The sequence below is a fragment of the Paenibacillus sp. MER 99-2 genome (assembly GCF_023714095.1).
Classification (GTDB): Bacteria; Bacillota; Bacilli; order Paenibacillales; family Paenibacillaceae; genus Paenibacillus.
In genome coordinates, this window is sequence record NZ_JAMAUZ010000004.1 from 114,314 (window position 1) to 127,665 (window position 13,352).

Consider the following 13,352-nt stretch of genomic DNA (forward strand, 5'->3'; position numbering starts at 1 on the left):
TGTAACAGTGTAGTACCATCCAGTAGGTTATTTGGTCCGTACCAAAAGATACAGAAAGTAGGGCGCGCCAATAGCCGCGACGACAATGCCAGCGGGTATAGCATTAGGCTGAAAGATAGTCCGCCCTATCGTATCGGCAGCAACAAGAATGACCATGCCGATCAGCCCAGCAGCCGGGATCAGATGTCTGTGCATCGGGCCGACAAGTCTGCGAGCCAGGTGAGGTGCAGCAAGCCCGATGAAACCAATGCCCCCAGCCATAGACACACTGACCGAAGATAGAGCGACTGTACATAAGAGCAGCAGTATGCGCTGGGATCGAACAGCTGTACCGATACCCGTGGCTGCGGCATCTCCAAGACCGAAGGCGTCAAGTGTCTTGGATCGACTCCAGATATAAGGAATGCATAGAATAACCCATGGAAGCAGAGCCTGCACATGCACCCAGTCACGTCCCCAGACACTTCCCGCCAGCCAGCGAGCAGCAAAGGAATACGTATCCTCATCCAGGCGAAGGGAAAGGTACAACGTTAAAGCATGAAAGCCAGCCGCAACGGCGATCCCTACAAGAATGAGCTTTATGGGAGAAACACCATTATGGCGATCATAGGCTAACAGCATAATGATAAGCGCGGCTACTATGCCTCCGGCAAAAGTAAACAATGGAATGAACAGGGCGGCCGGGCTGTCCATGGAATGTGACAAGCTTACGAATACCATTAATCCCAGTGCTGCTCCCGCATGCAATCCAAGTATGCCTGGATCGGCTAAAGGATTGCGTGTAATTCCTTGTAAAGCGGCTCCTGAGATGCCAAGTCCGGCTCCAGCTAGAACGGTAACTAAGATACGCGGCAGACGATAATCAAATAACACAATGTGATCATCCGAGCTACCATTGCCTAGCAAGGTTTGCAGTACTGCCATTGGAGACATCCGAATCGTGCCTGTGTTCAAACTGATGATGATAACAGCACAGGCGATGCAAAGTAGTGTGACACTAACGACAATGGAACGGGTTCTACGCGTCCTGGCTTGTGCATTCATCTTATTCATCCTATAGGGCTCTCCTTTCTTTACGAGCCAGATAGAGGAAGAACGGTACCCCGACAAAGGCAACCATGATTCCTACCGCTAGTTCCTCGGGTGGATTTACAATCCGAGACCCAAGATCCGCTAGAACGAGCAGAATCGCGCCGAGCAACGAAGACATCGGGATAATTAGCCGATAGTCTACCCCGACAAGCTTGCGGGATATATGAGGGATGACCAGTCCGACGAATCCAATAGAGCCAACAGCAGATACCGAAACACCGGCTAACACAACGACTACAGTTAAAGCCAGTAATCTGGTCCAGCGAATGTTAATGCCGAGTCCTTGTGCAACTTCCTCGCCTAGTGACATTAGCGAGATCCGCCGAGCAAGAGGCATCGTGAGAATGAGCGTAATGAGCAATACAGGAGCGATCATCTTCAAATGCCGCCACTCCATTCCCCCAAACCCACCCGCATACCAAAACGCCAGATCTTGGCTTAAGTCAAAATAAATCGCGATACCTGAACTAAGAGAACTAAGCATCGCGGCGACAACGGCGCCTGCAACGGTCAGACGAATGGAAGACAATCCCCCAGGTGCCGCTGAACCTAGCACAAAAATAAAACATGTGCTAAGCACCGCACCCACAAAAGATAGTCCCATCAGAGAGGCGTAGGGTAAACCTGGCCATAGCGCGAAGCTGAGTGCCACCATAAAAGTAGCTCCAGCATTGATTCCTAGCACACCTGTATCTGCTAACGGATTGCGAGTAATACCTTGCATTAATGCGCCAGCAACGGCAAAAGCTGCACCAACAACAGCAGCGGCAATCACCCGGGGAAGCCGAAGCTCATGAATAATCTGATGAGAGGTTAGGGTTGAGTTATACTGAAATACTGCAGTCCATACCGTCTCAAGTGATAGAAATTTGGCACCCAGCGAAATGGAGACACATAGACTTATGAGCAGAACCGAGATGGCTGACAGAAACAATAAGCTCACTGTCACGGTTGATTTTCGTTGATTGGTGGGACGATGTGGCAGCCCAGAGTGTTGAATTCAGTTCACTTCCTTTGTTGCGTCAGCATGGTGTTGCTGATGTTATTGATTATCATTATCAATTAGAGATCATTATAAAATCTTAATTTAGCCTCGTACATGGGATAAATTAAGATTTTGGAGATGGACATTTTTTAGGGCATGTCCTAGATTACCTAAATGAAGTTTGGCTCGTCAACAGATGAACCGCTTCTTCGAGCTGGATGTTGATGGAATAGGGAGCGTATACGACCCAAGATTGCCAATCGATGACATGCACACGTCCATTTTTGACTGCGGGATATTGGTTCCATAGAGGATCGCTGGCTAGTTGATGAAGCAAGGTGGATCGTTCCTTCATCGATGTTACAGCTACAATCAGTATGTCTGCTTCCAAACCATCCCATTCCCCTGGTGTAATCGGCAACCAATTTAATCCCACACCTGGAGATTTCCCAGCAAGCTCTGCTTGAATACGTTCAGGTGGAAGCAGCTGAAGACTGCGATAAAAGACATGCCCAAAATTACGGGTACTGTACATACGCGGTCCTTTTGCCGTCATGGTACATACAGCCACCGTAGCTTGTCCGATGGATTCACGAACCTTCTTACGGGCTCGTTCTACTTTGCGCTCATGACGTTCCAGCCAGTCCTTGGCAGCTTGTGGACGATCCACAAGTGTCGCAATTCGGTCCAGATGACCGAAGAGATCTGTCTCATTCCAAGGAATTGTGATAATGGGAGCTATATCACCTATGTGCTCCATGGCCTTGGCGTATGCATTATCCTTGGTCAGAATGAGATCTGGATTCACATCAAGGAAGGCTTCACGACCTTGTTCCCATGGTTCATAAGCATGGAACGGAAGTGTGAGAGACTTTGGCAGATGTGGTAAGTGACCTTGAATCTGAGCCGCACAAGGGGTTATCCCTAACGTCATAAGATGATCTGTATATGGATAGGAGAGGGACACGATGTTTCGGTGTACCTGCTTCGAATAGGCTGTTGGTGCATATCCAGAATGGTTTCTGAACCGACGGCTGAAGTAGAATTCATCACGATATCCAACCTGACGAGCGATATCACGAATTCTAAGGTCAGAGGTGATCAGCAATTCCTTTGCGCGATTCATCCGTAGATGAGTTATATATTCAATTGGATTTTTGTGCATCCGGGTTTTGAAAAGCTGGGAGTAATACGAGGGATGCATGCTAGCAAGTTCAGCAAGTTGCTCTAGCTTAATCTCGTGCATATAGTTGCCCTGCATGTACTTCATCGTGGCCTGCAACCATGACTTTGATTCATCATCTGCTTCTGTAAGAAGTGGCTTCTCTTGCGGCCATAACATATGTAATAGTTCAGTCATAAGCATTTGCTTTTTCAAGAGGGTAAGCCCGTATTCAACCGTGAGTTGTGATGCAATGCGTTGTATGCCGTAGTAAGGCCCTTGAATCCAGCCGGTAAACGGATACTCAAGCTCACGTTCGTAAATTCGTCGTTCGTTTGTTTTCTCGGTTGCCCGAAACAGATCATACGTAATGATATATAGTTCAGCTTCTTGATCTGAATCGCTGACTAGTTCCAGAGCCATACCTGGCTTGCCAAGAAAAGCTGACTTGCGCATAACCGGGGTAGAATGCCCGTCTGCTACAAGTGTTCCCGTAAATTTATGCATATATATAAAGGTATGGTGAGGGAGCGATGTGTTGTTCCACCTCCATGCTTGATGGGTTGCAATCCGCTCAGCATGCCCCAGCTCAAGGAGCGCATCAGCCAGAAATGGTTGCAATTCGCTTTGAATGGAGCGAACGGATTCAATGGCATGATCCTGCTGGGAGGATTGCTTGCCTTGAGTCTCAGTGGACTCGCTGTATGACAGATTCATTTCGCCTGGGTTCGTACTCAATATGTAACCTCCTTCCGTAACGTAGTGATCGTGTTGAGCATTTACAAAGAACGCAGTCGCTTATCGGTGGTGAACCATTGTCGATACGTGAACATGCTTAATATGATGCTGGTAATAGCCGCTAAACTTGTAAAGGCAAATACGATCAGGATGGTATGAGTCCGTCCATTTCATCCGTGATCTGCTGATAATCTTAGCAAAAATAAGGTGGAATTGAAATGTGAGCGAGCCCTTTCAGACAGATCTTATTAGATATCCTGACGTGAGAATGAAACCATGTTCTGACGTAACGGATTCTTTTTGGTAAAATAAAGGAGAGTTAACGTTTCCATTGCATGAAAAAGGTCAATGTATACCGAATAGAGTATTAGGGAGGCTTTCATATGACAGGAGTTGCTGGGACGGACAAAGTGAAGTGGGGCATTATGGGCACGGGCTGGATCGCATCGCAATTTGCGAAGGATCTGAATCATGCGGGCAATGCTGTGAAGGCGGCAGTGGGTTCCCGGACGCAGGAAAGCGCGGATTCGTTTGCGGCGGAATACGGATTCGAACGTAGCTATGGCACCTACCAAGAGATGCTGCAAGATCCGGAGCTGGATATCATTTATGTCGCTACACCGCATCCATTTCATAAGGAGAATGTGCTTGCTTGTCTGGAGGCCGGGAAAGCCGTGCTGTGCGAGAAGCCTTTTACCATGAATGGTCGTCAGCTAGAACAGCTGGTTGAGACAGCGCGTGAGAACAAGCTTTTTCTAATGGAGGGCATGTGGACACGTTTTCTCCCACCGATTGTGCAGGCTAGACAATGGATTGCGGAGGGACGAATTGGAGAAGTACGCTTGGTAAAAGCAGACTTTGGATTCCGCATTGGCTGGGAGCCAGAGGGCAGATTGCTTAATCCAGAACTTGGCGGTGGAGCACTGCTTGATGCAGGGGTGTACCCTATTTCATTCGCTTCCATGATCTTTGGCGAGCAGCCACAGCATGTGTGGAGTACCGCGAACATTGGAGAGACAGGTGTTGATGAACAATTCTCTGTATTGCTGTCTTATTCTGAGGGACGTTCAGCCTCACTGCATGGAGCTATTCGTTTGAACCTAAGCAATGAAGCAGTCATCTATGGTACAGAAGGATACATCCGGTTACCGTTCTTCCTCGCAGGGAAGGAAGCATATCTGCATGTAAATGGACAAGATGAGCCTGAGAAATTCACCGATGAACGTACAAGCATTGGCTATGCGTTTGAAGCAGAAGAAGCAGGACGTTGCATCTTGGAAGGTAAAACGGAAAGTTCAACCATTCCGCTGGATGAGTCCTTGGAAATTATGAAACTGATGGATACGATTCGTGCGCAGTGGGGACTGCGTTATAAGTTTGAGTAATGGTTGATGTTGAACGAACCGAAAACGTTTCGAACCAGATAGATAGCGTATAACGAGTAGGAGTGAAGGCATCATGCTGAAAATTTTAATTTCTGGATTTGAACCTTTTGGCGGCGATGCGGTGAATCCCACGTCTGAATTGATGGAAGCTCTTACACAGGAAAAGGTGGAGGGTGCAGTGCTGAAGACGGTGCTGCTGCCTGTACACTTCGACGAATGTGCTGATCTTCTGATCGCAGAGATGCAGGCGTATAAGCCGGATGTGGTGATTGCTTGTGGTCTGGCAAAAGGCAGAACAGCCATTACACCGGAACGCATTGCTGTAAACGTTAAGGATATTCCGCCAAGCTCTTACGCTGATAATCAGGGACAGCGTCCTGTGGATGAGCTGATTCGTGAAGGCAGCCCAGATGGGTTGTTTTCTACCCTGCCGATCCGTTCTATGGTGAATGACCTAACCGCAGCAGGCATCCCGGCAGCTGTATCCAACACGGCAGGAACTTATATTTGTAACAACACGATGTATCGTGTGCTGGATTGGATTCGTCTGGAACAGCTGCCGATTTGTGCTGGATTCGTTCATTTCCCTGCTTCAACGGAGATGGCTGTGCTGCAGCCTGCTGTTCCTTCTTTGCCGATAGGAATGATGTTGGACGGGTTAAGGGTGATGATCCGTACCGTGGTGCACACTGCAAAAGGATAATGAGTTCTGGTTTAAGATGACTCTGATTGAGGCAGCTAAAGGTATGATGGACATGGATTCGCATAAAGCATAAAAGAAAGGTTCCCAATTCCACGTTAGGACGTGAGAATTGGGAACCTTTTTTGCTAAGTGGGTACAGGATATTCTGTACACAGTCAAATAAATTTAATTCATGATGAACTTCAGCGAGCTTGGAGACATTCTCTAGATCCGCAGTAGACTTAGGTCGAATTCAGGTACAAGCCCTTCCTTCATCGCTCTTCCCAGCAATGCGGTTATTGCACCATATCCATCATCGCCAAGGTTGGCACTGAACTCATTCACATACAGATCAATATGCTGTGCAGCTACATCAGGGTCCATTTCCTGCGCATGTTCCATCACATAGGCTCTGGATTCATCCGGGTGTGCCCAAGCGTACTCCACCGAGGCGCGAGCCCATCCAGCCAGTGCTTGAGCGTCCAGATCACGACGAGCGATGATCGCTCCGAGTGGAATAGGCAGACCTGTATCCTCTTCCCACCAATTGCCGAGATCGGTCATTAGTTTAAGATCATAGTTTTGATAAGTGAAGCGCGCTTCATGAATGACCAATCCTGCATCAATGAGGCCGTCGCGTACAGCAGGCATAATCTGATCAAATGGCATCACAACGATCTCACCGACACCACCGGGAACGTTCTGTGCAGCCCAGAGTCGGAATAACATATATGCGGTTGAGCGTTCGCTAGGTACAGCAACTCGTCGTCCTGAGAGATATGCCGGATCTGTCGTACCACTTGCCGTTAACACAAGCGGGCCACAACCTCTGCCGAGTGCACCGCCTGCAGGCAGCAACGCATACTTATCCAGCACATATGGCAAAGCGGCATAAGAGATTTTCATAACATCCGGGATCTCGGGGCCAATAGGGCTCGCAGCGAGACCATTGGTAATGTCGATATCGGCGTAGCGAACATCCAGCTCAGGTGCTCCTGGAATTAGACCATGCACCCATGCGTGAAAGATAAACGTGTCATTGGGACACGGGGAAAATGCAATTTTCATGATGTAAGTACCTCCCGTAAAATGGAACTTGCCGCCTGGAGTGCAATTAGTGCATCCTTGATGCGCCAAGCGTCGCGGTCGCGTGGACCGACCGCGTTAGATATGCCACGCAGTTCGAGTGCAGGCACACCGAACTGCTGAGCAGCCGTTGCTACGCCGAAGCCTTCCATGCCTTCGGCGGCGGCATCCGGCACGCGGCGCAGTAGCTCCGCGGCCGTCTCGGCTGTTCCGGTCGCCGTGGACACGGTGACCGCAGTGCCTCCGCTGACAGCGTGCCCAGCCCGCTTCAGCGCATCGCGCAGGCGGACGGCAAACGCTGCGTCCGCCGCAACCCGGGACGAGCCGAATCCGAGCTCGTCCACAGAGAGGAAGCCGTCTGGCGCTCGCGAGCCCAGATCGGCAGCAACCATGGCGTCGGCTACCACGAGGGAGCCGACGTCCGCCACGCCGGGGAAGCCGCCGCCGATGCCGGCACTGACCACCAGCGTGTACGCTGAGGTCAGGCCGCTCCCGGCAAGTAGCCCCGGCGCTGTTGATGCGGCAGATGCCTGCGCCGCATCGGGTTGCTCTGGCGCGGTGGCACCTTGCGCCAGAGCAGGGTCTACGGCAGCCGCAGCCGGTGGCGGCGCCGTAGCAAGATCAGGCGCCGTGGCAACCGCCGGCGCCTTCAAACGGCTGGCAGACGCGGCCGCTAAGGCGAGCGCTGCAGCCGTTCCTGCCGCTGCGGAGGCTGGGCCGACACCCGCAGCGATCACGTCAAACATATCCGCGGCCTTATCACCCAGTCCGCGAAGGACAGCTTCTTTTTCCGCATCTACGGCAGTTACAATTAATACACGCGGAGTTCGAGATGCAGCAGGAACATTCATATGTTCTGTATCGTTTAATGCTGAATTAAGCTCATTCATTCAAGTCTTCTCCCTTGTGAAGTGTTGAATATGTCATATGTCTATCTTAACGGAAGGGTGAAGGGCAGGACAAGCTTAGAGGTTCTTCATACCTCGTAACGAAGCATCCTTGAAAACAAATTTATATGTCACTACATCCATATTATCGTATCGTGACTAGGATTATATGTCAAAATAAGTGTTGACAAGGTGTATTAACTGTATTAATAATGATAGTACAGTTGATACACCTTGTTATCGTTATATCACATTATTCTGTCAGAAAGGAGGTGCGGGATGTTCGAATTGGATGTGCGCAGCCGTAAGGCGATCTATGAACAACTAGTAGACAAAATCAAAGAAATGATCGTATACGGTGTTCTCCAACCAGATGAGCAGCTTCCTTCCGTTCGCACCCTGTCCGCGCAACTGACGGTGAATCCCAACACCATTCAGAAGGCATACCGGGAACTGGAACGGGAAGGTTACATCTACTCATTACAGGGAAAAGGGAGCTTCGTATCATCTTCCGTGGAACATCCGAATGCAGCCATGAGAGATGAGATTAGAGCAGCTCTGGTGAAGCTGATTGCAGAGGCTTCGTATTCAGGCTTAACCAAAGCCGACATGACGATTCTATTTCAGGAAGCGATGGCCCGTATAGAAAAGGGGGAGCCGAATGATTGAGCTGAAGCAGGTCGTCAAAACATTTCAACAGGAAAAAGCAGTAGATGGCGTCACGATGCAGGTACATAAAGGATCAATCTACGGGTTGCTCGGTTCCAACGGAGCAGGCAAAACGTCGTTGCTCAAAATGATTGCAGGCATTTATCGTCAGGACAGCGGTACGGTTCGCATTGACGGAGTTGAAATCGTGGAGAATTTAGACTTGAAGGGTCGTACCATTTTTATGGCAGATGCTCCTTATTTTTTCCCGCAGTCTTCCATTCATCAAATGGCGAATTTCTATCGGTCTGTATATCCGCGATGGAACGAGGAACGATTCGTGCAACTGGGCAACGTATTTAAGCTCGATATGAAACGCAAGCTCCATCGCATGTCCAAAGGCATGCGTCGTCAAGCGGCTGTATGGCTGGGCTTGAGCTGTATGCCTGAAGTGTTGCTGATGGATGAGCCGATTGATGGCCTCGATCCTGTCATGAGACAACAGATCAAAAACCTGCTGTTTCAAGAAGCGGCAGATCGTCAGGTAACGATTATCATCTCCTCCCATAATCTCAGGGAAATCGAGGATCTGTGTGACCACGTAGCTATTATGCATAAAGGCCGAATCATTGTAGAGAAGGATCTGGATGACCTGAAGGCAGATACACATAAAATTCAAGTTGCGTTTCGTCATCCTGATCATGCCCAAGCGATAGAGGAACATATCGATATTCTGCATGAAGAGAAGCGGGGCAGTGTGTCGCTATTCATCGTCAAAGGCAATCGTGAGACGGTGACACAGCGGTTTCAGTCACAAGATCCTTATCTGCTGGACGTACTACCACTGACGCTGGAAGAGATATTTATCTATGAAATGGAGGACGCAGGGTATGACATTCAGCCGATTATACTTTAACCGAGGCATCCTGTTCCAAAATTTCAGGCAGCATGGGTGGCTAGGCATTTTGTTTCTGATTGTACTGTTATTCTCCCTCCCACTGCCAATCGGTACGGAGTATCGGGAAGAACCTTACGAGATCACAAGTTTGTTCCAGACGAATGGGCAAATGCATCTCTTGCTCGCGCTCGCATTTCCGGTTGCAATAGGGCTCTTTCTATTCCGCTATATGCAATCTGGAGCATCTTCGGATGTATATCATAGTTTGCCGCTTAAGCGTAAACATCTATTAACCGCTCATCTGTTCACCGGATTTATGTTAATTCTCATTCCGATCTGGCTGACAACCGCAATTACTGGCTGGGTATGGGGTGTATTGGATGAACCGGCCTACATCTTCACAGGTGATGCGATCTGGATGTGGGGACTCAGCATGAGTATCTACTCGATGTTTATGTTCATGTTGACTGTTGCTGTGGGCATGTGCATAGGTCAATCGATCCTGCAAGGACTCACGGTATATGCGCTCATTTTGTTACCGATGGTGTTCTGGGGAGGATATGAACTTCACTTACAACAGCACCTATTAGGATTTCCTTATAATCAAGTGGGTAGTGTTCGTACCGATATATCATTGATTACTCGAATGGAATCCATCGGTTCAGGTACAATCCTATGGCCAGAGCTGGTAATATATGCGGCACTTACCGTAGTGTTTATCGCGTTAGCATATGTTATCTATGCGAGAAGAAAAGTCGAGTCGGCTACCGAAGCAGTAACGTTCAGAGTGGTCAAACCGATATTCCGATTTGGATTCATGTTTACCATTGTGTTGATTGGTGGAGCTTACTTTACGAGTCTTGCCCCACGAGAGTCTCCAAATTGGGGAATCATCGGTTATGTCGTGGGAGCGATCGTTGGTTATATTGGTGCCGAGATGTTGATTCGCAAGACTTGGTTAATCTGGAATGCCAAGCTTCTACCTCAGATGGCGCTGTATGGAATCGTGGCAGGGTTGGTTCTGTATGTCCCTGTTGCGGACTGGAACGGTTATGCCGCAAGAGTGCCTGCTAAGGAAGATGTTGTGCAAGTTAAGCTTGGTGGAGATGAGTTTGAATATTACAATGGAATTAGTGTGAAGAGGGATGATAGCAAGCTTTATTCGAATAATCCGGAATTCATTGATGCGATCCTTGCACTCCATCATAAGATCGTAGATTCTGATCTGGATCTATTAGGCAATTTAAACTATATGCAATGGGATGATAGTGAGTATATTTTCGTGAACTACGAGCTGGCTAACGGCAAAGTTATGAAACGAAGATATCAGATTCCTCAATCGGAGTTCGCTCAGGAATTATCGGTACTGAGGGAGATGAAGGATTACAAAGCTGTCCAATACAGAACGTACAAACTGGATGAGGACGTATTGAGTATTGGCATCCGGTCGTACTTAAGTGGAGCGCGTAAAACATACATTAGCAATCCGCAGCATATTCGTGATTTTCTAGACCTGTTGAAGCAGGATATTTTGGATCAGACGTATGAAGAACAGACGTCACCTTGGGAGTCATGGGCTAGTGCCGAGATTAATCAGGAATCAGATTTAGACCCTAGGTTTCCGCGAACATCATGGAATTATGAAATCAAGGCTAGTTACGATCGTGTGTTGACGTGGTTGAAGCAGCAAGAGTTGTATGATCAGCTGAATGTATCAGTAGATGATATTATGTCAGCACAGTTCGTGAAGCAGGAGTTCGACGGTGTGGGTAACGGAAGAAGCATTTATGCTGACTCAGAGTATATCGATGCGAATCTAGGTGGGCATAAACAGGTCGCTACCAAAAATAAAGAAATCATTAGCGATCTCCTCGCACGCCAACGAACCGGCTTTTATACCAAGGAAGCAGTCACCGTTTATCAGATCAAACTCAACACGGTGAGTGGCGAGAACATCTATATGATGCTAAAAGAGGAAGATTTGACTGAAGCGATGCAAGCCATACTCGTTGATTTGTAGGCAATGACGGGGATCTGAAGGGGAAGGGTTCTCCCCAAGGCTAGTGATTAGCATTCAATCTGACTTGACCAGACAGAAATGATGGAATATATTAGAAAAAGGGTTGGGTTCGAGAATGAATGGTATCATTCACCGAACCCAGAGAACGGCTGAAGTGGGAAGCACCCGCAGGAATAGGCAGATTGCCTATCTTGCGGGTGCTTTTTTGTCGTTTCAGCCGTTTCATACCAGGCATATATCGGTTGAACGTCATATTTTTTCATTCAACTTATACAGCCGAGATCACATAGAAGTGCGTGTTCAAAAAGGATGGTTTTCAGTACCGAGAAGATGGGATGAAGATAGAAATGGAGTAGCGGAGCGTAGGCAAAACTACGTGAGCAACGGACATTTCGGCTGAATTCCATCTTCGATGCTGAGATGCTGCTCGCGCATCCTTCGTAATCAAAAGCAGACTTTTTGAACAACCTCTAGAAAGGAGTTCATATGTGATGATGCATAGGTTCAAGTCGGAGAGAACGAAGGGGGAGAAGGCAGTGCACGAAGAAAGGCACGAACCGAGGTCAAGGCTGAAGAGGGAAGTTAGATACAAACCAGGACAAGAACTACAGCAAGAGCTACAGCAAGAACTACAGGGCGAGTCCAGGTACGAACCCAGGCCAATACTAAAGAGCAAAGCTAGGCACGGAGTAAATCATGAAGCAAGTTATGGAGTAAGTCATCGAGCGATGGACAAGGTGCCTGGTGAAACGATGGACAAGCTTCCACAGGGAGCAATCGCAGATATAAGCATTGCTGGTCGTCCGCAGACGAAGCGTATAACTTCCCTGCGTTTACTTGTCCCACTAGTAATTGTGTTTAGCTTGATCCTAAACCTCAGCTTGCCTGCAACAACCGAGGCGGCAGGGATTGAACTGGGAGTCACTGCGCAGAAGGCCTGGAACGATGTATTAAACAAAGCAGATCGCCAGACAAAAGCATCCTTGCAGCGAGCCTATGAGAATGTGGGGAGCTTGGAAGGACAGGGGAAGACGTGGGAGCATAAAACGAAAGCACTCCATACGTCCAATATGGCTGAGCTCAAACGGCTGCAGGCGAGCATCCGGCAGACCGATGAGAAGAAGATATCGTCATTAACGCAGTCTTTGGAACGTACCCAAGCTCGATACGAACCGTTATTTGCCCTTTACACCGCAGTCAATAAGCAGCTGGATGCAGCCCGAGCGACGAAGAACAAGGAATGGACAGCGGTTGTTCGTGCGCAAGCAGATACATTGAAGCCCGCTGTGCAACTGGCTAGGGAAGAGATCCGAATGAAGAAAAGCGAGCTTGCTGAAGCACGTAAACGGAAAAACACAGAAATCAAACGTTTGCGTAGTATGTTATCAGGTGCTGATTCCGTAAAAAGGCAAATTCAAACAGCCAAAAAACAAGTTTCGCTAACAAAAGAACGTTACTCAAATGCACTGAAACAATTCAAGCAGAGTCTTAAGCAAACCCAACCTTCACGTGTGCTAAGTTCATTGAATCAACTCGTCTCGGCGACAGAGAAGTGGACAAGTACGAAACAGCAAGTATACACGTTGGAGCAGAAAGTCAGCAATCACTACACTAAAGTTAATCAAGAATTGGCGAAGAGGAAGTAGGCATCATCAGATGGAGTTGAGATGAAAAACAAAATAGCCATCTTCTTCTCCGCAAGCAGAGAGAGGATGGCTATAATTAAAGTTCATTTAGATCCTCAGTTATCCTAAGATGATTCACTTCAA

The 13,352-nt window shown here is 48.2% G+C and carries 11 protein-coding genes; 6 read left to right on the plus strand and 5 right to left on the minus strand.

From position 1 onward, the window contains the following. Window positions 1-27: 27 nt before the first annotated feature. From M3636_RS19045 to M3636_RS19055, 3 genes are all read right to left on the minus strand, one after another. Window positions 28-1,053 carry a FecCD family ABC transporter permease gene (locus tag M3636_RS19045; RefSeq protein ID WP_483311529.1) on the minus strand — a complete coding sequence of 342 codons (1,026 nt, stop codon included), beginning with the start codon at window positions 1,051-1,053 and terminating at the stop codon, window positions 28-30. Window position 1,054: 1 nt separating this feature from the next. Further along, window positions 1,055-2,077: a FecCD family ABC transporter permease gene (locus M3636_RS19050; protein ID WP_251383761.1), complete on the minus strand. Its 1,023-nt coding sequence runs from the start codon at window positions 2,075-2,077 to the stop codon at window positions 1,055-1,057. 166 nt (window positions 2,078-2,243) lie between these two features. Beyond that, window positions 2,244-3,977 (minus strand): helix-turn-helix domain-containing protein, encoded by a 1,734-nt coding sequence (locus M3636_RS19055; RefSeq protein ID WP_251383621.1) that lies wholly within the window; start codon window positions 3,975-3,977, stop codon window positions 2,244-2,246. 383 nt (window positions 3,978-4,360) lie between these two features. Between M3636_RS19055 and M3636_RS19060 the strand changes: the two genes are divergently transcribed. Continuing rightward, on the plus strand, window positions 4,361-5,362 hold the full coding sequence (locus M3636_RS19060) for a Gfo/Idh/MocA family protein (RefSeq protein ID WP_128100563.1): 1,002 nt from the start codon (window positions 4,361-4,363) through the stop codon (window positions 5,360-5,362). Between the two features lie 73 nt (window positions 5,363-5,435). Next, window positions 5,436-6,065, plus strand: a complete 630-nt coding sequence (locus tag M3636_RS19065) for a pyroglutamyl-peptidase I (protein WP_128100564.1) — start codon at window positions 5,436-5,438, stop codon at window positions 6,063-6,065. Window positions 6,066-6,269: 204 nt separating this feature from the next. Here the strand turns inward: M3636_RS19065 and M3636_RS19070 are convergent, their stop codons facing one another. Together M3636_RS19070 and M3636_RS19075 are read right to left on the minus strand one after the other, a co-directional pair. Then, window positions 6,270-7,112, minus strand: a complete 843-nt coding sequence (locus M3636_RS19070) for a 1,4-dihydroxy-6-naphtoate synthase (protein ID WP_128100565.1) — start codon at window positions 7,110-7,112, stop codon at window positions 6,270-6,272. Then, on the minus strand, window positions 7,109-7,981 hold the full coding sequence (locus M3636_RS19075) for a futalosine hydrolase (RefSeq protein ID WP_251383762.1): 873 nt from the start codon (window positions 7,979-7,981) through the stop codon (window positions 7,109-7,111). Before M3636_RS19075 ends, M3636_RS19070 begins: the two co-directional genes overlap by 4 nt. A 315-nt stretch (window positions 7,982-8,296) precedes the next feature. Between M3636_RS19075 and M3636_RS19080 the strand changes: the two genes are divergently transcribed. The 4 genes from M3636_RS19080 (at window position 8,297) to M3636_RS19095 (ending at window position 13,229) form a co-directional block, all read left to right on the plus strand. Then, window positions 8,297-8,686 carry a GntR family transcriptional regulator gene (locus M3636_RS19080; RefSeq protein WP_056694484.1) on the plus strand — a complete coding sequence of 130 codons (390 nt, stop codon included), beginning with the start codon at window positions 8,297-8,299 and terminating at the stop codon, window positions 8,684-8,686. Continuing rightward, window positions 8,679-9,581, plus strand: coding sequence for an ABC transporter ATP-binding protein (locus M3636_RS19085; protein WP_251383622.1), 903 nt, complete (start codon window positions 8,679-8,681; stop codon window positions 9,579-9,581). Before M3636_RS19080 ends, M3636_RS19085 begins: the two co-directional genes overlap by 8 nt. Then, on the plus strand, window positions 9,556-11,583 hold the full coding sequence (locus tag M3636_RS19090) for a hypothetical protein (protein ID WP_251383623.1): 2,028 nt from the start codon (window positions 9,556-9,558) through the stop codon (window positions 11,581-11,583). Before M3636_RS19085 ends, M3636_RS19090 begins: the two co-directional genes overlap by 26 nt. A gap of 491 nt (window positions 11,584-12,074) precedes the next feature. Beyond that, the gene (locus M3636_RS19095; protein ID WP_251383624.1) at window positions 12,075-13,229 is read left to right on the plus strand and encodes a hypothetical protein; all 1,155 of its coding nucleotides are present in this window, start codon (window positions 12,075-12,077) and stop codon (window positions 13,227-13,229) included. Window positions 13,230-13,352: the final 123 nt, after the last annotated feature.

What these genes read in the sequence shown, in the direction of transcription:
- M3636_RS19085 (WP_251383622.1), top strand. Translation starts at nt 8,679, where the DNA reads ATGATTGAGCTGAAGCAGGTCGTCAAAACATTTCAACAGGAAAAAGCA.
- M3636_RS19075 (WP_251383762.1), bottom strand. Translation starts at nt 7,981, where the DNA reads ATGAATGTTCCTGCTGCATCTCGAACTCCGCGTGTATTAATTGTAACT.
- M3636_RS19045 (WP_483311529.1), bottom strand. Translation starts at nt 1,053, where the DNA reads ATGAATAAGATGAATGCACAAGCCAGGACGCGTAGAACCCGTTCCATT.
- M3636_RS19070 (WP_128100565.1), bottom strand. Translation starts at nt 7,112, where the DNA reads ATGAAAATTGCATTTTCCCCGTGTCCCAATGACACGTTTATCTTTCAC.
- M3636_RS19060 (WP_128100563.1), top strand. Translation starts at nt 4,361, where the DNA reads ATGACAGGAGTTGCTGGGACGGACAAAGTGAAGTGGGGCATTATGGGC.
- M3636_RS19080 (WP_056694484.1), top strand. Translation starts at nt 8,297, where the DNA reads ATGTTCGAATTGGATGTGCGCAGCCGTAAGGCGATCTATGAACAACTA.
- M3636_RS19095 (WP_251383624.1), top strand. Translation starts at nt 12,075, where the DNA reads ATGATGCATAGGTTCAAGTCGGAGAGAACGAAGGGGGAGAAGGCAGTG.
- M3636_RS19090 (WP_251383623.1), top strand. Translation starts at nt 9,556, where the DNA reads ATGACATTCAGCCGATTATACTTTAACCGAGGCATCCTGTTCCAAAAT.
- M3636_RS19065 (WP_128100564.1), top strand. Translation starts at nt 5,436, where the DNA reads ATGCTGAAAATTTTAATTTCTGGATTTGAACCTTTTGGCGGCGATGCG.